The 21,006-nt window shown below is 47.6% G+C and carries 17 protein-coding genes; 8 read left to right on the top strand and 9 right to left on the bottom strand.

Annotation, left to right across the window (positions count from 1 at the left end; translation table 11 throughout):
* Positions 1 to 104 precede the first annotated feature (104 nt).
* Complete coding sequence (locus tag FC96_RS02830) at positions 105 to 527, bottom strand: universal stress protein (RefSeq protein ID WP_054659178.1); 423 nt, start codon at positions 525 to 527, stop codon at positions 105 to 107.
* Positions 528 to 580: 53 nt separating this feature from the next.
* A complete protein-coding gene (locus FC96_RS02825) occupies positions 581 to 2,158 on the bottom strand; it encodes an amidohydrolase (RefSeq protein WP_056941939.1) in 1,578 nt (525 codons plus the stop codon).
* 249 nt (positions 2,159 to 2,407) lie between these two features.
* On the opposite strand from FC96_RS02825, the gene FC96_RS02820 reads away from it, so the two are divergent.
* The 8 genes from FC96_RS02820 to FC96_RS02785 all read left to right on the top strand — a co-directional run bounded on the left by FC96_RS02820 (position 2,408) and on the right by FC96_RS02785 (position 10,202).
* Positions 2,408 to 2,638, top strand: coding sequence for a hypothetical protein (locus tag FC96_RS02820; protein WP_054659176.1), 231 nt, complete (start codon positions 2,408 to 2,410; stop codon positions 2,636 to 2,638).
* 227 nt (positions 2,639 to 2,865) lie between these two features.
* A complete protein-coding gene (locus tag FC96_RS02815; protein WP_056941938.1) occupies positions 2,866 to 4,062 on the top strand; it encodes a quaternary amine ABC transporter ATP-binding protein in 1,197 nt (398 codons plus the stop codon).
* On the top strand, positions 4,062 to 4,913 hold the full coding sequence (locus FC96_RS02810) for an ABC transporter permease (protein ID WP_156403140.1): 852 nt from the start codon (positions 4,062 to 4,064) through the stop codon (positions 4,911 to 4,913). The genes FC96_RS02815 and FC96_RS02810 overlap by 1 nt, the downstream gene beginning before the upstream one ends.
* 11 nt (positions 4,914 to 4,924) lie before the next feature.
* Positions 4,925 to 5,830, top strand: coding sequence for a glycine betaine ABC transporter substrate-binding protein (locus FC96_RS02805; protein WP_056941937.1), 906 nt, complete (start codon positions 4,925 to 4,927; stop codon positions 5,828 to 5,830).
* A 149-nt stretch (positions 5,831 to 5,979) separates the two neighbouring features.
* Entirely contained in the window at positions 5,980 to 6,423 is a 444-nt protein-coding gene (locus FC96_RS02800) for a LytTR family DNA-binding domain-containing protein (protein ID WP_056941936.1), read from the top strand.
* Positions 6,420 to 6,890 (top strand): DUF3021 domain-containing protein, encoded by a 471-nt coding sequence (locus FC96_RS02795; protein ID WP_056941935.1) that lies wholly within the window; start codon positions 6,420 to 6,422, stop codon positions 6,888 to 6,890. The genes FC96_RS02800 and FC96_RS02795 overlap by 4 nt, the downstream gene beginning before the upstream one ends.
* A 177-nt stretch (positions 6,891 to 7,067) precedes the next feature.
* The gene (locus FC96_RS02790; RefSeq protein ID WP_056941934.1) at positions 7,068 to 8,168 is read left to right on the top strand and encodes a GH25 family lysozyme; all 1,101 of its coding nucleotides are present in this window, start codon (positions 7,068 to 7,070) and stop codon (positions 8,166 to 8,168) included.
* 114 nt (positions 8,169 to 8,282) lie between these two features.
* The gene (locus FC96_RS02785; protein ID WP_056941933.1) at positions 8,283 to 10,202 is read left to right on the top strand and encodes a M13 family metallopeptidase; all 1,920 of its coding nucleotides are present in this window, start codon (positions 8,283 to 8,285) and stop codon (positions 10,200 to 10,202) included.
* An 86-nt stretch (positions 10,203 to 10,288) separates the two neighbouring features.
* Here FC96_RS02785 and FC96_RS02780 read toward each other — a convergent pair whose 3' ends face one another.
* The 7 genes from FC96_RS02780 to FC96_RS02750 form a co-directional block, all read right to left on the bottom strand.
* On the bottom strand, positions 10,289 to 11,275 hold the full coding sequence (locus tag FC96_RS02780; protein WP_056941932.1) for a LacI family DNA-binding transcriptional regulator: 987 nt from the start codon (positions 11,273 to 11,275) through the stop codon (positions 10,289 to 10,291).
* A 21-nt stretch (positions 11,276 to 11,296) separates the two neighbouring features.
* On the bottom strand, positions 11,297 to 12,757 hold the full coding sequence (locus tag FC96_RS02775) for a UDP-glucose--hexose-1-phosphate uridylyltransferase (RefSeq protein WP_056941931.1): 1,461 nt from the start codon (positions 12,755 to 12,757) through the stop codon (positions 11,297 to 11,299).
* Between the two features lies 1 nt (position 12,758).
* Positions 12,759 to 13,760, bottom strand: coding sequence for a UDP-glucose 4-epimerase GalE (gene galE, locus FC96_RS02770; RefSeq protein WP_056941930.1), 1,002 nt, complete (start codon positions 13,758 to 13,760; stop codon positions 12,759 to 12,761).
* 30 nt (positions 13,761 to 13,790) lie between these two features.
* The gene (locus FC96_RS02765; protein WP_056941929.1) at positions 13,791 to 14,963 is read right to left on the bottom strand and encodes a galactokinase; all 1,173 of its coding nucleotides are present in this window, start codon (positions 14,961 to 14,963) and stop codon (positions 13,791 to 13,793) included.
* 94 nt (positions 14,964 to 15,057) lie between these two features.
* On the bottom strand, positions 15,058 to 16,794 hold the full coding sequence (locus FC96_RS02760; RefSeq protein WP_054659170.1) for a phospho-sugar mutase: 1,737 nt from the start codon (positions 16,792 to 16,794) through the stop codon (positions 15,058 to 15,060).
* An 806-nt stretch (positions 16,795 to 17,600) separates the two neighbouring features.
* Positions 17,601 to 19,295: a hypothetical protein gene (locus tag FC96_RS02755; protein WP_056941928.1), complete on the bottom strand. Its 1,695-nt coding sequence runs from the start codon at positions 19,293 to 19,295 to the stop codon at positions 17,601 to 17,603.
* A gap of 197 nt (positions 19,296 to 19,492) precedes the next feature.
* On the bottom strand, positions 19,493 to 20,794 hold the full coding sequence (locus FC96_RS02750) for an MFS transporter (RefSeq protein ID WP_056942162.1): 1,302 nt from the start codon (positions 20,792 to 20,794) through the stop codon (positions 19,493 to 19,495).
* Between the last annotated feature and the right edge of the window lie 212 nt (positions 20,795 to 21,006).

Here is a 21,006-nt window from a genome sequence, read left to right as displayed (position 1 = left end):
GCAGACTAACCGTTAAGCGGTCACATCTAGCACCGGTTTCACCATCAAAAAAGGCGTAACCGTTCCCGGCTACGCGCGTTTGTCACTTATTGGTTATCCGGTAACTAAACGACTAAGACGGGAGTCGTCGAGTGTCTGACAACGTATCCGGTGGTGGAACCAAGAACCGCCCGGCTTAATCCGTGAACCCCAGTTTTTCCGATAACGGTTAGCCCAGTATGATAGGTTTCGGGTAGACTCACTGAAATTGCTTGTTTTGGAACCCCAATCTCAAAGTTAGTCGCCAGTTTGACACCCGCCCTTTCAGCCTCGTCACTGGCCTTTTTCAGCGTCAACTCTGACTGTTGTTTTAAATGCTCCATGATGTCACCACCAAAGACCGCCCCATATTGGGAGTAACTCTGGTCACTAGCCACCACAACTGCCACGAGTTCTGATTGATAATGCTTAGCAACATCAAACGCCGCCCGAAGTGCTTCAAACGCATTTTCACTACCATCCAACGGAACGAGAATTTTTTCAAACATCCGCTGCCACCTCCATCTCATTAACTTATCATTATGCTACCACAAATGGTGCGCTAACGCTCGTACACTAACTGGCCGCCCAACCACGTCTGAGTCACGTTGGTTTGGCCAATCTGGTCGGGAGCAACCGTCAAAACGTCTTGTGACAACACGACAAAATCACCACGATAACCTGGTTTAAGTTGACCACTATCCGCCAACCCTGCAACCTGAGCGGCCCAAGCCGTATACCCCAGCACCGCTTGAGTCACCGAAATGGCCTCGTTCGCGTTCACCACGTCACCATTGGCAGCCGTTCGGGTCACAGCCGCTTGCATCGCAATAAACGGATCATCCGGCTTTGCCCACGGCGTACATGGTGCATCCGAACTTAGCGCCGTCAAAGCGGCTTGATTCATTGACTTAATTCGATAAGCGGTTTTAAACTGCTCGTCACTCAAAAACTGGCGATAGGACTCATCTTCAGCAAACAAGAAAATCGGCTGGGTGACTAACCCATAGTTCATGGGAGCTGCTTTAATCTCGGCCAACATAGCGTCACTTAACAGCGTGGCGTGCTCAATTCGAACCGATGGTACCACCCCTAGCCAGGGAGTCAGCGACGCGGTTGCGTCTAACACCCGTTGAATCGCAGCATCCCCCATCGCATGAACAGCTAATTGCATCTGATGCTCACGAGCAAACGTCGCCGCTGCCAATAATTCGTCCGTAGAAGTCAGTGAGACGCCGGTCTTGCCGCTAGGGTATGGGACCTTATTCCACGCGGTCTCGCCAGAAATACTGCCATCCATGAAAACCTTGACCCCCGCAATCGTCAGGTCGCGATGGTTCGGGTGTTGTAACGGTTCGCTCAGACCCTTAAGTTCGTTCCAAACATAGTAGATGGCCGTCCGCGGTTGAAAGCCCTTTTGATAAGCCGCCTCATATAACTGAAGGGTATCGTAAGGTAATTTGCGTCCCATTAATTCGCCAATTGCCACCAGTCCGTTTTCTAGGTAGTGCCTCGAGGTTTGAGTCATGTTGGTCACGTCCGTCTCAAAATTTTGAGCGGATTTTGCTTGAATTAACAGTTGGGTTGCCGCCACTTCTTTCATGTACCCATTGGGCTCACCGGATTTAAAGTGCCCGATTTCACCGCCAACTGGATCCGGCGTTCCCGCGGTGATTCCCGCTAGAGCGAGCGCCTTGGAATTGCCGACCGAAGAATGGCAATCAGAACGGTAAATAAAAATGGGTTGGGTTGTTGAAACCTCGTCCAAATCGGTGACTGTTGGGGTCCGGTGCTCTGCCAACTTACTTTCATCAAAACCCCAGCCTTCAATCCAAACATTAGCGCCCTGCCCATACGCCGGTGATAAGCGCAAAGCCGCCTGCATGTCTTGAATACTCATCACATCGGGTGGCGTACAAGCAACCCCGTGCAAAGCGTCAGCAATGTACTTAGGGTGAGTATGAATATCTAAGAGTCCTGGCAAGACCGTTTTGCCTGCCAAGTCCACCACCTCAGAATCATCAGGCGCCTTTTCAGCGGTTCCCGTCCAAACGACTTGCCCATCAATAATTTGCATGGCCGACACCGTCGTCGTTTGCGTTTCCGCCGTGAAAATTTTACCGTTTCGAAATACCGTCATAGGATCATCCCTCACTTCATTTTACGTGGTGCCCACCGCACTAACAGTTAACCAAGATAGGATAAACGTTGATGTGACGGGCATTTCGACTCCTTAGGTTCATTGTACCCAACGGGTTAAAAATGAGCAACATTATTAAACCCACGCCCCTGTTGGGATTGCCTAGGTGCCCCAAAAGTCAAGATTGAATATCACTTTTTCAGTTCCTATAATGGAATTCAGTCAGTCGATTTCGGGGGAGGAATATGCATGGAAACCACAAACTTATTAGCCACGATTAAGGATGCCTATCATCATAATTGGGTGATCGAATTAAAGCTTAAACGGCAAACCCAAGTGACTGGAATGGTGAATACCTACTTTAGTGACGGTCACTTCTACTTAACTCACGAAGGTGATATTGAGCAATTTAGCTTGGCCGACCTCGAAACCGTTAAAGTATTGAGCGAAAAATGGTGGCAAACAGCTGCCGAATCTTAATCAAAGTCGTCTTGAAGTCACTTTCAATACGACTTTTTTTGTCCGCTCAAAAGCCTATTAAACCACCACGTAAACCGTTACCGTCCTGGCCAAAAGTCAAGGCAATCATTTGACTTACCCCGGTCATCTTTTGTTATACTTGTATCTATTGTTTTTAAAACAAACAATATCGACAACTTATTTGCGTCAGAAAAACGGCGGTAACGATATACCAAAGGGGGTATTACATGACAGCAAAAGTCGAAGTGAAAAACCTAACCAAAATTTTTGGGCGTCGAATTCCACGCGCACAACAACTTTTGAGTGAAGGTAAGAGTAAAGCCGAGATTCTCGAAGAAACCGGTGCGACCGTTGGGGTCAGCCGGGCAAATTTCTCGGTTCAAGATGGCGAAATCTTCGTGATCATGGGACTTTCAGGTAGCGGGAAATCAACGTTGATCCGAATGATTAACCGGTTGATTGAACCCACCGAAGGCGAAATTGCCATTGACGGCGAAGACCTCATGACACTCGATAAAAACGGACTCCGTGAGGTTCGCCGCAAAAAGATGAGCATGGTGTTCCAAAACTTTGCCCTTTTCCCGAATCGAACCATTCTCCAAAACGTTGGATATGGCCTTGAAGTTCAGGGCGTTGACCAAGACACCCGTGACAAAAAGGCTCATGATTCCTTAGAGTTAGTTGGGTTGCATGGTTACGATGACCAGTATCCGCAACAGTTATCTGGTGGGATGCAGCAACGGGTCGGACTGGCTCGGGCCCTGGCCAATGATGCTGAGGTGCTCCTAATGGACGAAGCATTTTCAGCCTTAGATCCTTTGAACCGAAAGGACATGCAAGACGAGCTGCTGGAATTACAAGAAAAGATGCACAAAACCATTATCTTTATCAGTCACGATTTAAACGAAGCGCTCAGAATTGGTGATCGGATTATGATCATGAAAGACGGGGTGATCGTTCAAACCGGGACGCCAGAAGACATCTTGACCAATCCCGCCGATGACTACGTTGAACGCTTCATTGAAGACGTTGACCGGACAAAGGTCCTGACCGTTGCCAACGTCATGATTCGGCCAAACACCGTCAACATTGATAAGGACGGTCCTCGGATTGCGCTACGGCGGATGCGGGATAACGATATTTCTTCCATTTACGTCGTTGATAACGAGCGTCGGTTCGTCGGCTTTGCGGATGCCGATGACGTGGCAGCCCTTATTCAACAAGGGAATCGGGACCTATCATCGGTTGTCACAAAACGGGAAGTTCCAATCACGTCACCGGACACGCCAGTTCGTGATTTGATGGATCAAATTTCTAGCACGCCAGTTCCATTCGCCGTGCTGGACGATCAAAAACACTTGGTTGGTATCATTGTTCGAGGTGCCGTATTAGGCGCCATTGCAGGAAATGAGGTGACTGAATAATGCCAATTTTAATGGGCCAATTGCCGTTAGCCGACTGGATTAACGCACTGGTTAAATGGCTGACACAGTTTACTGGTTTCTTTAACGCCATTACAAACTTCATTGGTGCGATCGTTAACGCTTTTCAATGGGTCTTCGACCTAATTCCCCAGTGGCTATTCATTGTCCTGATTCTCGCCCTCACCTTCTGGGCAACGCGAAGGGGCAAGAAGTGGTCCTTGCTGACATTTGAATTACTCGGGTTACTGCTAATCTGGAACCTTGGTTACTGGCGTGATATGACCCAAACGTTGACACTGGTGCTCACGTCAAGTCTAATTGCCTTAGTTATCGGGATTCCGCTGGGAATCTGGATGGCTAAAAGTGACATTGTGGAATTGATCATGAAGCCAGTATTGGATCTCATGCAGACCATGCCAGCCTTCGTTTATCTAATTCCGGCTGTTGCGTTCTTCGGAATCGGTATGGTTCCCGGCGTCCTGGCGTCCGTCATTTTCGCCATGCCACCGACCGTTCGGATGACCAATCTAGGGATTCGCCAAGTACCAGCGGACTTAATTGAAGCCGCCGATTCTTACGGCTCAACAAGCTGGCAAAAGCTGATCAAAGTTCAGCTACCACTTGCTAAATCCACGTTAATGGCTGGGGTCAATCAAAGCATGATGCTGTCCCTATCCATGGTCGTCATTGCCTCAATGATTGGGGCGCTCGGTTTGGGAACTCAAGTCTACTTTGCCGTCGGTCGAAACGACGCCGGTTCCGGATTCACTGCCGGAATTGCGATTGTTATTTTGGCCATCATCTTGGACCGCATTACCCAAGCCCTGAATAAGGGTCAACAACACAGCTAAGGAGGGATTCCGTGAAACGACTAAAACAAGTGTTAAGCGGCCTGTCCATCCTCGCATTAACGGTTGTGCTGGCAGCTTGCAATAGTAAACCTGCAGCCTACGACCCTGCTAAAAAGCTTGGCCCTCAAATCAACTATACGATCACCGGGATCGATGCTGGGGCTGGAATCATGGCCAGTACGCAAAAGGCCTTGTCGGCATACGGTTTAAAGGCCCACAACTGGCAACTTCAGACCAGCTCAACAGCAGCGATGACGAGTACCTTGGACAAGGCAATTAAGTACCATCAACCTATCGTTGTGACCGGCTGGCAACCGCACTGGATGTTTACGAAGTATCCTTTAAAGTTTCTGAAGGATCCGAAAAACGTCTATGGGAAAGCCGAAAGCATTCACACCATTGCCCGGGTTGGTCTAAAAAAAGACAATCCAGGTGCCTATAAATTACTCCAGAATTTCAACTGGACACCGGCTGAAAGTTCAAGTGTGATGCTGCAGGTCAACAATGGGGTTGATCCAGCCAAGGCTGCCAAGACCTACATCAAACAGCATCCCGACCAGGTCAAACAATGGCTAGCCGGTGTGCCAGATGGTCACGGCAAAGCCGTCAAAATGACCTATGTTGCATGGGATTCAGAAATTGCTTCAACCAACGTGGTTAAGCAATTACTAGATACCAAGGGGTATGAAACGACGATTCAACCAATGGAAGCCCAGCCGATGTGGGCGTCAATTGCAACCAACGCAGCTGATGCTTCCGTCTCCGCCTGGCTCCCCACTACTTCAGGCATCTATGCCAAGCAGTATAAGGGCCAGTTTGTTGATGTTCGCATTAACTTAAAGGGCGCTAAAACCGGTCTGGCTGTCCCAACTTATATGAAAAACATTAACTCAATTGATGATTTAATGACAAAGTAACGCTACAAAGACCTGCTCATGAACCGAGCAGGTCTTTTTTTGATGGCTTAGTCGACCACCGACCACCTAAATTTGACCAATTATCGGGATTGGGTCGCTTTTCGGCAGTCACTTACTTTATAGTTAGCTTTGAAAGGTGGTGAGCCGTCATGCATGTTAAGTTCAACATATCGCCCCGATTTTCGATTCCGTTTATTTCAATTAACACCAAGACCGAATCGGCTGATCTCCTCCAGCTTGGTCGCAACATTGAGCGACTGATTTCAAAACGGCTGATTGTGGGTCAATCTGGGGCTAAGACCGTCCCAATCCCGCTTTATCAAATCATCCGGTTTCAAACGGCTGAAAAACATGTTGTCTGCGAGACGATTGAGGCAACTTATAGGGTCAAATATCGGATTTACGAACTGGCCAAGCTCTTGGAAAAGGACGACTTTATTCAAATATCGAGTTCAGAAATTATTAATTTAAACTTTTTAGCCAACTTAAGTGCTAGCCCATCCGGTGTGTATCAGGTGAACTTCACAACGGGCAAACACTCATACATTTCTCGACGCTTCATGACCAAACTTCGAAAGGAGCTTCTAAAATGAAAAACTTTAAACGGCGCTTACTGCAACTCACCTTTGGTGCCTTTAGTGGTATTGGCATCGGTTTTTTGACGGCACTCACCTTTTCAACGGTGTTTAAGGCCGCTAACTTCTTACCATCCGCCCCACAGTTTGTGTCTCACTTTGCTACTCACTTACAAGCCATTTGGGCATCGACCTTCATTTGGGCCACTATTGGGCTCCTATTCTCTGGTACGGCGCTGATATTCGAGATTGAATTTTGGAGTAGTCTCAAGCAGACCATTGTTCACTTTCTAATCAGCTACTTACTTTTCACGCCGCTAGCTATTTGGGCGGGTTGGTTTCCAGTTAACTCACTTTGGCTGTTGCTTTACACCCTCATTTTCGTCTTGATTTACGTCTTCTTCTGGATCATTTTCAGTCAGTCTATCAAAGCACAGGTTCAACAAATTAATCAACTGATTTCAAAACGGTCTCGCAACTGTTAATTGTCAGTGAATTTCTGGCACTCGGAAGGGGCTGGGTCCCATTAAGGTTGCAAAATCAACACAGAAATATTACAGTTTGTCGGAATCGTCCCCGCACCATTTATCACACCGGTCAAAGATGGTACCCTAAACGTAGTCATCTCACGAGACGAATCAACTTTAGGGGAGCAATTAAAAATGAAGAAAACAACACGTTTAACTGGCCTGATGTTGTCGGGTCTTGCCGTTGGTTTGATGTTATCAACCCGTCCAGCTCATGCGAGCTTAACACCGTCATCGACACTACCGCGGACTGACATGGTAGATCTGGCAAGTTATCAGGGAAATTTGGGCCAGAGCGACTTCGATAACCTGGCTCAGCAAGGTGTCAAAGCCGTTACAGTCAAAGCAACCGAGGGGACAAGCTATGTCAATCCTTATCTGAGCCAACAAGTCCAATACGCTCAAAACGCGGGTTTATCTGTCAACTTCTACCACTTCGCTCACTTCACCTCTGCCAGCGAAGCCACGGCCGAGGCCCAGGCTTTTATCAACGCAGTCAAGTCCGTCACCAGTAGCACCAATATTGTGATGGTCGTCGACTTTGAATCATCCGAGTTAGCTGGCCTTTCCAAAACCGCTAACAACGCTAACCTAGCGACGTTTGATAGCGTATTAAACCAAGCTGGTTATAATAAAACCGACCTTTACACCATGTCGAGTTGGGTAGGCAACCATATTGATACCAATGACGCCAACAAGGGCTGGATCGCCAATTGGCCGGCCAATCCCACTGGCGAAAACTATACTAGTGCCAACGCATGGCAGTGGGCTAGTGATTACGTCTTCAACGGCGAACATCAAAACCTTGATGTGAGTCAGTTGAATAACAGCTATTATTTAGGTGGTGCGACAACTAGCACGACCCCAACAAATCAAACAACGTCAACAACACCAACGACGACGCCACAATCGGGGCAAGAAGACCCCACAATGGTGAAGTTACCAGCTCCCAAGCAGGTCGGGAGTCAGTATTCCAAGAGCCGATTATACAGCGTGAAGTTAGTCTGGCGGGGTAACATGGGCCACCACACTTATACAACCACTAAGGGCGCCCGGTACTCTGCCCACCTCGGCACACGCTACGGGTACAACAGTGACTTACCCGATGTGACCTGGGTGACGGATAAACACGAAAAACTATACCGCAAAGCCACTCATGACTACATTATTTACTATCACGTCAAGAGCACTGATGGCCAACATGGCGGCTGGATCTGGCGCGGTTACTTAAAATAGAATAATAACGACGACTCGAACTAGGGCAGAACGCCATAGTCCGGGTTTTCTTTTTTAACAGGACCTAAACACGGTGTATAATGGCATTATTCTAGTTTATTTGGAGGGATTTTAATGGCCGAACACATTGATAACGCCGCAATTAAAACCGATTTGTACGAAGCGGTCAACGGCGATTGGATCGCCCAGGCGACCATTCCATCAGACCATTCAAGTACCGGTGGTTTTATGGACTTGGCAGATAACATCGAAGAAACATTAATGAGTGACTTTGCCGACCTATTAGCAGGTAAGATGGCCCCACAAAATCCTGAAATGGCCGAATTTAAGAACTTCTACACACTGGTCTCAAACTTTGACAAACGCGAAAAAGATGGCGCCAGCCCTCTTCAACCAATTTTACAACGGATTGAGGGTCTAAAATCCTATGCCGATCTGTCCGATCAATTGGCTGATTGGATACTAAGTGGCCTACCAACGCCCTTTTCGTTAGACATTGACTCGGACATGAAAAACTCTAAGATTTACGCATTATTTGCAAGTGGCCCACGCCTATTCTTGCCAGATAAAACCTACTACAGCGAGGGTAACCAAGCGGCCGCCCAACTGATGCCCATTTTCACAGACATGAGTGAACGACTCCTTCAATTGGCAAACTACCCAGCTGACTCAGCCAAGGAAATTGTTGATCAAGCTAAACAGTTTGACCAGTTGATTGCGCCCCACGTTAAGTCGGCTGAAGAGTCCGCAGACTACAGTAAAATGTATAATCCGCGATCCCTTCAAGAAATCGCAGACAGCACTAACCAGCTAGATCTGAAACAAGCGATCATCACGCTAGTCGGCGCAACGCCAGAAAAAATTATTACGCAAGAACCCGCTTATTTTGAAGCGCTCAACACCATTCTCACGCCTGACCACTTCGACTTGATGAAGAGTTGGATGATTGTTAAAACGGTGAATGCCCTTTCGGCTTATTTGACTGAGGACTTTCGGGTAACCGGTGGTTTGTTCGGTCGGGCATTGTCGGGCCAAAAAGAACCGCGAAGCCAAAAAAAGGCAGCCTATTACCTCGCCATCAACACCTTTGATCAAGTCGTTGGTGACTATTACGGTCGCCAATACTTCGGCGAAGCAGCGAAAAATGACGTCCATGACATGGTGGTTAAAATGGTCAACGTTTATAAAAAGCGGCTTGCCAACAATGACTGGCTAAGTCAGGCTACCCGCGATAAAGCGGTCCTCAAACTTGATAAGTTGGGCATTCAAGTTGGTTATCCCGACAAAATCGACCCACTTTTTTCGAAGTTTAAGGTGACTTCAGCGGCCCAAGGTGGCACACTTTTAAGCAACGTCTTGGCCTTTGATCGGATTGCGACCGCAGATTCGTTTGCCAAATGGAATCAACCTGTCGATCGGACAAAATGGGAAATGAGTGCTAACACAGTCAACGCCTATTTTCATCCGTTCCACAACATCATCGTGTTCCCAGCAGCCATTTTACAGGCCCCATTCTACAGTTTGGACCAAACCTCAAGCCAAAACTTTGGCGGCATTGGTGCGGTGATTGCCCACGAAATCTCTCACGCTTTCGACAACAACGGGTCGTTATTTGACGAATACGGCACCCTGAATAACTGGTGGACCGCCGACGATAACAAGCACTTCCAGGCTTTGGCTGACGATATGGTCAAAGAGTTTGATGGTCTTCCATTTGCTGGTCAAAAGGTGAATGGTAAGCTAACGGTCTCAGAAAATATCGCTGACGCCGGCGGTTTGAGTTGCGCCTTAGAGGCGGCCAAAGGCGAACCGGACGTTGACCTACGCGCCTTTTTCATTAATTGGGCAACAATTTGGCGGCAAAAAGCCACGACAGAACGCGAACAGCTCCTCCTTTCAATCGACGTCCACGCCCCAGCAAAACTCCGGGCTAACGTTCAGGTCCAAAACCTCGAGGATTTCTTTCAAACCTTTGATATCCATGATGGCGACGGCATGTTTAAAGCAGAAACCGACCGGGTGAAAATCTGGTAGCTAATTAAAAAATCAACCTAAAAAAGCCGACTTCAAAGTCGGCTTTTTTAGGTTGATTCGCCAAGAACTAAACGTTCATCATCTGTTTAACTACTTGCCCGCTTCACCAACTTCGTCCCAACCTTAACCTTCATTGGGGCGATCCGGCCACCATCTAAGCGGCTCTTCATCATATCAACCGCTGTAACGCCCATCTGATCTGTATACACGTGGACTGCGCTTAATTCAGGATAGACGTACTTGGCCACCGAAGTGTCGTTGAAGCTAATCAGTTTCACCCGTTGTGGCACCGCAATTCCGGCCTCCCCCAAGGCTTTTAATGCGCCAATCGCCATGGGGTCGTTGCTGATAAAAAAGGCCCGGGGAAGCTGGTCTCCCAAAGTTGTTACGGCCTTCATCATCTCATCATAACCCGACTGGTTGGTGTAATCCCCTTCGAAGGCCAATCGGTCATCAAATTGATCCCCCATAGCGGCTTTAAAGGCCCGCAATCTTGGATCTGGAATCCGCATTTTTTTGTCGGTCGTGAGTTCAGATCCGGAAATAATCCCAACGGGTTCGCGATCACCATTGAGTTCGTTAACCACCTCAGCAACCGGCCGTTTGAATTCAGTGACAACACTGTCGTAACCCTTATCAAGTTCGTTCCAGTCCACAAACACCAGATTGTCGGTTAACTTACCGAGCTCCGCAACCTGAGCGTCACTGTATTTTCCGACGGCAATAATGCCATCCATATCTGGCGTAATTTCTGAGACCTGATTTTGAAAGACCGGCGTTGTTTGGATTTGTAATTCCTGGCTTCGTTTTTCAATTCCCATTCGGATGGCCATGTAATACAAATCATCCATTTCCTTATTCTCGGAATACCACTGAACAACCGCAATCCGTCGCCCACCCGGGCCCGCTGCCGGGCGCTTAAACTTAGAGTAGTTTAGGGCTTCGGCAACTTCGAAAATTTTTTGACGGGTGGTATCACTCACGGAAAGGGTGGTGTCATAATTGAGCACCCGCGACACCGTCGACAGAGAAACCCCCGCTCGTTCGGCAATGTCTTTTAAAGTTGTCTTCATCCCTGAACACCTCAGTTTCACTTAAAGTTGGTCAATAAACCGATCAAAGGCGTGCTGACCTTGTGCATCTCGCTTGAAGACACCAGCATCCGTCAGCACGCGGGCAAACACGTCACCCAATGCCTGGTTGATCACATCATCAACGTTATCAGCCGTAATTGGCGTCGTAGCCTTCAGTGCATCCGCCCACTCACGGTGATAATCGGCCATTTCATTGGTCTGACCTAACAAATACTTTTTCACTTCCTGCATCTCGGTTTTGAGTCGAGCTGGTAAAATTGCCCGTCCCATCACTTCAATCAACCCGATATTTTCTTTTTTAATGTGCTGAACATCAGGATGCGGATGGAAAATGCCGTCCGGAAATTCCGCCGACGTTTGATTGTCTCGCAACACAATGTCTAAGACGTACTGGTCACTTTGACGGTAAGCAATCGGCGTCACGGTGTGGTGCCGAACCTCACCAGTATACGCCCGAACGTCCACACTTTCATCACTGTAATGCTGCCAACTTTCAGCAATCTGGTTGGCCGCATTAATCAATGATTCTTGATTGGCCGCCTTCAGTCGAATCGTTGACATTGGCCATTTCACGATTCCTGCTGATACGTCGGCAAATCCTGGTAATGTTACGACGCGTTCAACCGGGGCCTTCATCATCGGAAATTCGTGCCGGCCTCCTTGATAATGGTCCTGAGCCAGCATAGAGCCGCCAACGATTGGTAAATCAGCGTTACTTCCAACAAAGTAGTGTGGCAACAACCGCACGATACTCAATAAATTAGTGAACGTATGCTGGTTAATGACCATTGGCTTGTGGGCGGCCGCTAAGAAAATGGCGTGCTCGTTAAAGTACGCATAAGGCGAATACTGAAATCCCCAGGTTTCGCCACCCAGTGTGAGTCGAATAATCCGATGGTTACTCCGAGCTGGGAATCCAAGCCGACCGCGGTAACCTTCGTTTTCAATCGCCAACTGGCTAAGTGGATACGTATGACTCGTTTGATTTCGAGCCGCTGCAATCGCCTTTGGATCTTTTTCCGGTTTCGACAGGTTAATCGTAATTTCTAAATCACCATAATCTGTTGGGGTCTTAAAACTCACATTCTTAGCGATGGCCCGCGTCTTAATGTAGTTATTTTCCCGACTGAGTTTGTAAAAGTAGTCAGTGGCTACCTTAGGATCATCCGCGTAACGATTCCAAAAAGAAGCGTTGACCGTCGCTGGTGTCGGGGTCATCAAATCAGTGAGTTGGGCCTCCAAAATATCGCGGTCACTAGGCGTATCTTCGATTTTGCCGTTTTCAATCGCCGTTGAAATTAACGCACTTAACAAATCTAAGATATCCAGTGAAACGGGTTCAACAGCTGGCTGGTCACCGACAAACCCCAACACTTTGTTGGTCACATAGATCCGATCTAGTGGTTCGTAGGTCCCGCTGTTGATAATCACGTTCACAAACGCCTTTACTGTATCCGTCATCTTATTGCCCCCGATCACCGTAACCGTGTGGATGGGATTGTTTCCAGTTCCACGCCGTTTTGATAATTTCCTTAACATCATCATACTTTGGTTCCCAGTGTAAAATTGATCGTGCCTTATCACTTGCCGCAATCAAGGTACTTGGATCACCCGCCCGACGTGGCGCGTCCTCTGCTGGAATTGGTTGACCCGTAACTTCTCTTGCAGCGGCTAAAATTTCCCGGTTAGAAAAACCGTTAGATGACCCCAAATTGAAGGCGTCACTATCATGGCCTGCCTTCAGGTATTCTAAGGCTAAAATATGGGCATCCGCTAAGTCGACCACGTGAACATAGTCGCGGACGTTGGTCCCATCTTTAGTTGGATAATCCGTGCCAAAAATTTTGAGACCATCGCGTTCGCCTGCTGCCACTTGCAAAATAATCGGAACCAAGTGAGTCTCAGGAGAATGGTCTTCCCCAATTGAACCATCGGCTTTTGCACCAGCGACGTTAAAGTACCGAAGGGCCACAAATTTGATGCCGTACGCAACGTCTGACCAATGCATAATTTTTTCCATGGCTAACTTACTTTCACCATAGGCGTTAGTTGGAACTTGCGGATCCGTTTCCTTAATTGGCACCTGCTTAGGTTCACCATACGTTGCAGCGGTTGAACTGAATACGATTCTCTTGATATCGTGATCCTTCATCGCCTTTAACAGGGTAATCATGCCACCCGTGTTGTTATCAAAGTATTTAAGCGGATTAGCCATTGATTCTGGAACTACCGAAAAGGCAGCAAAATGAATAATTCCTTCGATATCTTGTTCTTGACCAAAGACTTCGTCTAAAAAGGCGCGATCCCGGATATCCCCTTGGTAAAACCGTGCTTTCGGGTTAACGGCATTTCGGTGGCCAGTAATCAAGTTATCGATTACTGCAACATCATAGCCCTTTTGAACCAATTGATCGACGGCATGAGAACCGATATAACCGGCTCCTCCTAATACAACTACTGTCATGTAAGATACCCTCCTAATTTTTTCTCAAAACTATCCCTCTAAAACCCGTGGACCGTCAGCAATGTTAGCCACATAGAAGCTGGCGTCATAGCCAATTTCTTGTTTATAAACATCACCTACGGCCTTAGTGAAACTGGCGACATTGGCCTGGTTCACAATGGCGATGGCACAGCCACCAAAGCCGGCTCCCGTCATCCGAGCCCCTAAGACGCCAGGCTGTTTCAGCGCGGTTTGAACCAAACAATCAAGTTCAGCACCAGTCACCTCATAATCATAACGAAGCGACACACCAGACGCGTTAACCAGCTTTCCGAATTCCGTTAAATCCCCGGCTGTCAGCGCCTTTTTTGCCCGCAATGTCCGTTGGTTTTCAATGACTGCGTGCCGGGCTCGTCGGATCAACGTATCGTCATCAATCAAATACGTGTCCTTATCAAAGTCCTCCTGAGTCATATCACCTAGCGTACTAAAACCTTCGCCCCCTGCTTGGATTCGAGCCAGGGCAGTCTCACATTCACTACGCCGTTCGTTATACTTTGAATCCACCAACTCACGTCGCTTGTTGGTATTCATGATCACAACCACGTTATCCCCAAGTTCAACCGGAACGTACTCGTATTTCAAGGTATTGGTATCCAGCAACACAGCGTGGTCTTTTTTACCCATTCCGATTGCGAATTGGTCCATAATCCCCGTGTTCAAGCCAAGGTAGTCGTTTTCAACGGCCTGACCATTTTTAACCAAGCTCAGTTGATCGAGACCAAAGTTAAATTCTTCGTTCAAAATATTGCCAATCAGCAACTCGATAGAGGCGGAACTTGATAACCCTGACGCATCAGGTAAGTCCCCATGGACAAACAAGTCAAACCCATGGTCAACCGTGTGACCGAGCTTACCCAACTCAAACATGACGCCCCGAACAAATTTATCCCAGCTCACAGACTGGTCAAATGCAATATCGGTCGTCTTAAACTCAATCAGGCCGGCATCTGGAATGTTCGCCGATTGGACCCGAATGGTGTCGTCCTCACGGTTGGCATATGCGCCGTAAGTCCCCATGCTAATGGCACAGGGAAAAACGTTCCCGCCATTGTAATCAGTATGTTCACCAATCAAGTTGATCCGACCTGGGGAGAAGTAGACCCGTTCAGCCGTGTAGCCAAATGCATCGTTGAATGATTGTTTTAACCCTTGAGTGTCCATTAGATTGCGCCTCCGTTATTTTTACTAAAAGTTTTACTGCTTTTAATTTACGCCGAACGGTAGTAATTGTCAACTGAAAGCGGTTTCTTATTTTTTACCCGTTTAACTGATTCACCCAGGCCGTTAAAGCTTGCTCGTAATCCGTTAAATGAGCATCAGCAGCGTTTTGAGTCTCACCATTTGTGCCAATGTAAAATTTAATTTTCGGTTCTGTTCCCGATGGGCGGACCGCGATCCAAGTCCCATCTGCCAACCAGTATTTCAACACGTTCGAAACAGGAAGACTGATTGAATCAGTTGTTCCATCAGCGTGCGTTGCTGTTTGTGTCTGATAGTCGTCGACGGTCTCAACCGGCGTTCCCGCAAATGCCGCTGGCCGTTTCTCCCGCAACGATTTCATGATATTAGCCATCTGTGTCGCACCATCTAATCCATCAAAGGTCTTGGCAGTCGTCTTTTCAGCGAAGTAACCATATTCTTGGTATAGCGCCTGAATCCCATCGTAAAGCGTCATTCCCTGTTTCTTATAGTAAGCGGCAACTTCAGCTAGTAAAATCGTGGACTGAATCGCGTCCTTATCCCGAACAAACGGCTTGATCAAATAACCGAAACTCTCTTCAAAACCAAATAGGAAGGTATGATCATGGTGTTCTTCTGCTAACTTAATCTGTTCGGCAATGTACTTAAATCCGGTCAGCACGTTTTTCATTGTGACCCCGTAGTGGGCAGCAATCTTAGTCGCCAATTCCGTCGAAACAATCGATTTTACGACCAACCCATCCTTTGGTAAATCGTTCGCCGCTTGCTTCGCCTTCAAAATGTAATTCAGCAGAACCGAGGCAATCTGGTTACCCGTCATCAACTGATAATCGCCGTTTGGCATCCGAACAGCAGCCCCTAACCGGTCAGCATCCGGATCAGTCGCAATCAAAAGGTCAGCCCCCTGATCCTTACCCATTTTCACCGCCATATCAAAGGCTTCCGGGAACTCAGGGTTCGGGTGTTCAACCGTCGGAAATTCAGGATCAGCAACAGCTTGTTTCGCCACCATCGTAAAGTGGGCGTACCCGGCCTCCTTAAGTGCGCGATACCCGATAACTCGTCCTGTTCCGTGAAGAGGTGTGTAAATCAACGTCATATCGGAACCAATTTCATCAATGAGGTCGGTATCAATGGCGACCGACTTAACCTGACTTAGATAAGCTTCGTCAACGTCTTCCCCAATAATGGTCACGAGATTTTGGTCACGTAATTTAGTTTCGGGAACCGTCACCACAGCGAACATGTCCTTGACTGCTCGAACGTAGGCCGTAATTTTGTCCGATTCTACTGGTGGCATTTGCCCACCATCTGGACCATAAATTTTGAACCCGTTGTACTGCTTTGGGTTATGACTGGCTGTAATCATAATCCCGGCATACGTATTTAAATGGCGTACCGCAAACGAAAGCTCCGGTGTTGGCCGAATATCATCGAATACAAAGCTTGGAATGTTGTGGGCACCCAGCACTTCAGCTGCATGGTGGGCAAACTCGCGTGATTGGTAACGAGAATCAAAACTAATGGCAACTCCGCGCCGCTTAGTCGCCTCATCCAGGGTATCCATAAAACTGGCTAACCCCTCAGTTGCTGCGCCAACCGTGTACAAGTTCATCCGGCCAATCCCCGGACCAATTAATCCCCGCATTCCGGCAGTCCCAAACGACATTGGTTGCGCAAAGGCCGCCTCTAGGGCGTCTTGGTCCGTTTCCAAGTCACGCAGTTCCGCTGCAATCTTTGGGTCTAAATTTTGGTTATTTTTCCACAATTGATAAGTGTCTTGCCAGGTCATTTCTTGTCAGCTCCTTAAGTCTCAATTATTAACAGGTTCAGTATAACGCAGAACCCCGTTGTAGTAAAAGTTTTACTAAAATCATAATTGGTTACCCTTTCATTATACTGGGTCTGCCTGAAATTAAGCTAAAGAATCGTTTTTTTCTTTGTTTCTTTAGAAAATTAACTCGATTTGTTCATTTGAATTTCAATGCCGAGTTAAGTGGGTTGCAAAGCTTGTTGAAAATAGTGGTTCAGAGTAGTGGTTATGCTTCGCCCGTGGGTCGGTTGATTGGCTGATGCTGTTACTGGTGCCGAGACTCAGCCAGTGGTTTGACAATCAGTTGAGCTACCTTCTGCGGCCGTCCTTTGCATTGTCACAGCACACCGAGCGCCATCCAATTCATTGTCAAATTAGTCCACGAGTCATGAGGTACTGGAATCCTAGAAACGGTTGAACGAGGCCACAAACACTGCCGTAACGCTGGTTTGGCACTGCCTCTGTGATGATGCGATTCATTGTCAAGTCGGCCCACAAGTCATGAGGCACCGAAATCCTAGCCGATAACCGGTTGAGTGGAGCCACAAACACTATGTAATGCTGGTTCGGCGCTGGGGCGGTTTCCTGTAGTGTCGGTGTTTCTTAGCGGGCACCGCTTAGAAACACGCGTGATGGAGGAGATCCACTTCGGTCGAAGCCCGCGGTTAGCTTCTCCATTGCGCCACTACTGGAAATAAGCCCCAGCGCCGAACCAGCATGGCCACCACCGCTACAACACAAAAACCGCTCTAAGCACGAGACGCTTAAGGCGGTTTTGATTGACGCTATGAATTCATTAAGACTTCTAACAGCTCACGAGCCGACTCGTTCAGACTTTCGGACGATTTGTCGGTGCCTAAGTGGGTATAGATTTCACCCACATAGATATCGTTGTCAAAGAAGTAGTCAAAGGCCTTATCAATGATTGGACGGGTCTTAGCTTCCTCTTGAACTGGGCCGAATGGGTTGGCAAAGAACGTGGTGCTCATGCCAACTTCATCGGTCGTGCCAAGCGCAAACCGCTTACCTGTAATAAAGGTTTCCTTGGCGGCTTCTTTGTTATCGAATCGGTGAATGCCGATTTCTTTGTCGTAGTTGTTAGCATAGACCCACATATCGACTTTATGATGCTTGACCACCCGACTATATGAATCGGCCGGGATAATGACCCGAGCGTTTTTCCGGTCAGGGTTCAGATACACACCGCGGTCCATGTTATTAAAGGCCACGGCAGAGCTCAAATCATCGAGCCGGACAAAGGCCCCAATTTCAGTTCCCTGTGCATACATGTTACCCTGATTATCAAAGGTAAAACTGCCCATATCATCAAAGATAGTCTCAAGACTGATGATTTTATCATCGGCGATTTCTTGTAACGCTTCGAGCGATTCTGACTTCCCGGCACCTGAATCGCCAAAGAAGACCACGTTTTTCTTTTTACCATTTGAGAATTTAATTCGAACCATTGAACCGTGAATGGGCAACCGGTTTTCATAAATCATGTGCAAGTTATGAAGCGTCAAGCACATCTTTTTCATATAACCGAAGTAAGTTGTCTTGTCATTGTATGGCACTTCCCCGACCCAGATGTCGTTTTCTTCATCGTGGTAATAATGAGAAACATCGCCCTCGGTCTCGGCCAGGCCAAACAGCAAGATTTCATCCGGTTTGTGACCCGCAACGTCTTTAGCACTCGCAACTTCAAACAAATTGGCTAGAGAAATTCCGCTCACAAAATAGTCCCGGTGGAAATAAATGTAAGCTAAACTTTCGCCAATTTTTGCTGGGAAGCAGTACCATTCATCCCGATCACCATGAAATTTTGCAATCGGGTTATCGGGAACCGCACTAAACGTCCCTTCCCGCTTGTTGCTGGGCGTTGTCATCATCATTGGTGGTCGCAACATCAACGTATCGATGAACCGGATAGGTTTCAGTGCCTCGTAACCCTTCGGCATTGGCCAGTCTTGCGATTGGGTCAAAATGCAGGCTGATGAGCCCGCACTCACTTGCCGGTAAGTCTTGTTGGAAAAGCCCTGCAGTTTTTCTTCAACGGTCCGGTATAACCGAATAACCAAATCATTGAACTGATTATCGATTTCCATAAAGTTATTGGCCATCACATCAGACCGGTGCATGTTCAACACCGCAATTCGCAAGTATGACCGGTAAAATGAATAGAGGTCTTCAATGCTTTGCAACATTTCTTCACGCGTAAAGTGCTCATAAGCATCACCGCGATCGAGTAAAACCGATTTAATGGTTTCAAGGTATGTTTCTGCATTTGTATCTTCAAAGCTGTTGCCATTGGCTTCGTGGCCGCGTTCAGCTAAAAACAGTCGAACGACCTCACGTAACTCTGGACTATTCATCAGGGTGAAAATATCAGAAATATACTTGTTACTGTAGTTCAACACCGCCACGGACCGGTTTGGGTTCATGTAAAGTGCTGACGTTTCAACATTTTTTGACTCCGTCATAAAACAGGCTCCTTCCAATTCCGTTAACCACCATATTAGCATTGTAGCCCATTTAACAACCGGGTAAAACCGAAAAATTAGATAAAAATAAATTTATTAAAAAAAGAGAAACAATAAAAGAGCGCTCGCTCCCGCTATAGTAAGGCACCATTGACTTTAATCGGTGTTTGAAAATTAATACCGATAATATGCACTCTCTAATTATTCGGTTTTTCCTGACGACGCTCCTTTAACGTTAGGGCTAATCCCAATCCGACGAGTTCAAGGACGAAAAAGGACCAAAAAACTAGCCGAAAACCGCCAGCTGCTAGGACTAACGTCGCCACAGCAACCCCGGTAGAACCGAGTAACTGTCGCATTGTCGTGATAACGGCTGTGCCATGCGCAACCAAGTGGTCAGGTAGCGCATCTGCTCCAAGGGTTACCGCCGGCATCATCACAAAGGCATTACCGCCCTCAATCAACATCGCAACGCCCATCATGGCCCAGAGCGGCAGCCGCCCCGGTATCAAGGCAACCATGCCCCAGCCAAGCAAAATCATCAACATACCGATAAGTAGGACGGTTTTAAAGCCCAAGCGGTCAGCTAACCGTCCCGTCACAGGGTTTAATAAACTCAACGCCACTGCGCCTGGCACTAACGCCATCCCCGAGATGAACGGACTCACCCCCAGCGCTTCTTGGTAATAAAGGGGCCAAATAATTGTGACAACAATGAGCGCAATATAGGAAAAACTGGTCAACCAAGCCCCCACATTGAACTGCCGAACAGCGAACACCCGCAAGTCCAAAAGCGGCGTCGTCAGGCGGAACTGCCGCACTGCAAAACCAACGACCGCTACAAGGCTAACGGCCAAAAGCACAGCTGCCGTGCCCCAATTAACGGCTGGCTGTCCAATCAAATTGACCACGTATAAAATCCCGATAAAGCCGACTAAGCTCACGACCGAAAGCCAATCAAGGGCCGATTGTGAACTGGGTAGCACGTTTTTAATGGTCCCAAAACCGACCAACAGCACCGCCGTAATAATCAGCAAAAAGGTCACAAACAGCCCCTGCCAAGTGGTAACGCGTAAAACCAGGCCCGAAATAATTGGCCCGACAGCTAACGCTGAACCCATGACTAATCCAGCAACCCCCATCACACTACCACGCTCAGTCCGCGGCGTGATGCTTAACAAAACGGTTTGGTAAGACGGAAACAGAATACCGACGCCAACGGCTTCCATTGCCCGCCCCAACAGAACCAACCAAAAAGTAGGGGCCACAATAATTAATAGGGTTCCCAAGTCAAAAATCGCTAAGACGGCTAAAAATAGCGACTTAAAGCCAATGTTGCTAAGCAGCCACGGACTGACCGGCATCATGACACACATAATTAACATAAACCCGGTGGTTAACCACTGGACCGTTGAGGCTGGAATCTGAAAATACCTCATTAGTGTTGGATAGGCCGTCGACAACGCCGATTGACTGATGGACATGGTAAACGTCCCCATTAACAGCGTGAAGACGAACCACCGCCGCTGACTGCCCTTCAAAACTGCTGGTTCACTCACAACTCGTCGCCCCTCTGATATAAATTAGAATAATTATCAACTACCCATTTATCATAGCGCCTGCAGCGACCTTTGTAAAATCGCGAATTTCTTAATTTTCCCTCTAAAATGACACCTTGCTGGTCCATTACGTGACGAATTGATTGGTGATT

Source organism: Secundilactobacillus kimchicus JCM 15530 (assembly GCF_001433995.1).
In the GTDB taxonomy this organism is placed as follows: Bacteria; Bacillota; Bacilli; order Lactobacillales; family Lactobacillaceae; genus Secundilactobacillus; species Secundilactobacillus kimchicus.
This window is presented reverse-complemented; position numbering and strand designations above follow the sequence as displayed.

Bases quoted from the DNA above. Each gene is read 5' to 3' on its own strand.
- FC96_RS02810 (WP_156403140.1), top strand. From the start codon at position 4,062: ATGCCAATTTTAATGGGCCAATTGCCGTTAGCCGACTGGATTAACGCA.
- FC96_RS02790 (WP_056941934.1), top strand. From the start codon at position 7,068: ATGAAGAAAACAACACGTTTAACTGGCCTGATGTTGTCGGGTCTTGCC.
- FC96_RS02825 (WP_056941939.1), bottom strand. From the start codon at position 2,158: ATGACGGTATTTCGAAACGGTAAAATTTTCACGGCGGAAACGCAAACG.
- FC96_RS02750 (WP_056942162.1), bottom strand. From the start codon at position 20,794: ATGGGGACGTTTACCATGTCCATCAGTCAATCGGCGTTGTCGACGGCC.
- FC96_RS02760 (WP_054659170.1), bottom strand. From the start codon at position 16,794: ATGACCTGGCAAGACACTTATCAATTGTGGAAAAATAACCAAAATTTA.
- FC96_RS02820 (WP_054659176.1), top strand. From the start codon at position 2,408: ATGGAAACCACAAACTTATTAGCCACGATTAAGGATGCCTATCATCAT.
- FC96_RS02780 (WP_056941932.1), bottom strand. From the start codon at position 11,275: ATGAAGACAACTTTAAAAGACATTGCCGAACGAGCGGGGGTTTCTCTG.
- galE (WP_056941930.1), bottom strand. From the start codon at position 13,760: ATGACAGTAGTTGTATTAGGAGGAGCCGGTTATATCGGTTCTCATGCC.
- FC96_RS02815 (WP_056941938.1), top strand. From the start codon at position 2,866: ATGACAGCAAAAGTCGAAGTGAAAAACCTAACCAAAATTTTTGGGCGT.
- FC96_RS02830 (WP_054659178.1), bottom strand. From the start codon at position 527: ATGTTTGAAAAAATTCTCGTTCCGTTGGATGGTAGTGAAAATGCGTTT.
- FC96_RS02775 (WP_056941931.1), bottom strand. From the start codon at position 12,757: ATGACGGATACAGTAAAGGCGTTTGTGAACGTGATTATCAACAGCGGG.
- FC96_RS02765 (WP_056941929.1), bottom strand. From the start codon at position 14,963: ATGGACACTCAAGGGTTAAAACAATCATTCAACGATGCATTTGGCTAC.
- FC96_RS02755 (WP_056941928.1), bottom strand. From the start codon at position 19,295: ATGACGGAGTCAAAAAATGTTGAAACGTCAGCACTTTACATGAACCCA.
- FC96_RS02785 (WP_056941933.1), top strand. From the start codon at position 8,283: ATGGCCGAACACATTGATAACGCCGCAATTAAAACCGATTTGTACGAA.
- FC96_RS02800 (WP_056941936.1), top strand. From the start codon at position 5,980: ATGCATGTTAAGTTCAACATATCGCCCCGATTTTCGATTCCGTTTATT.
- FC96_RS02795 (WP_056941935.1), top strand. From the start codon at position 6,420: ATGAAAAACTTTAAACGGCGCTTACTGCAACTCACCTTTGGTGCCTTT.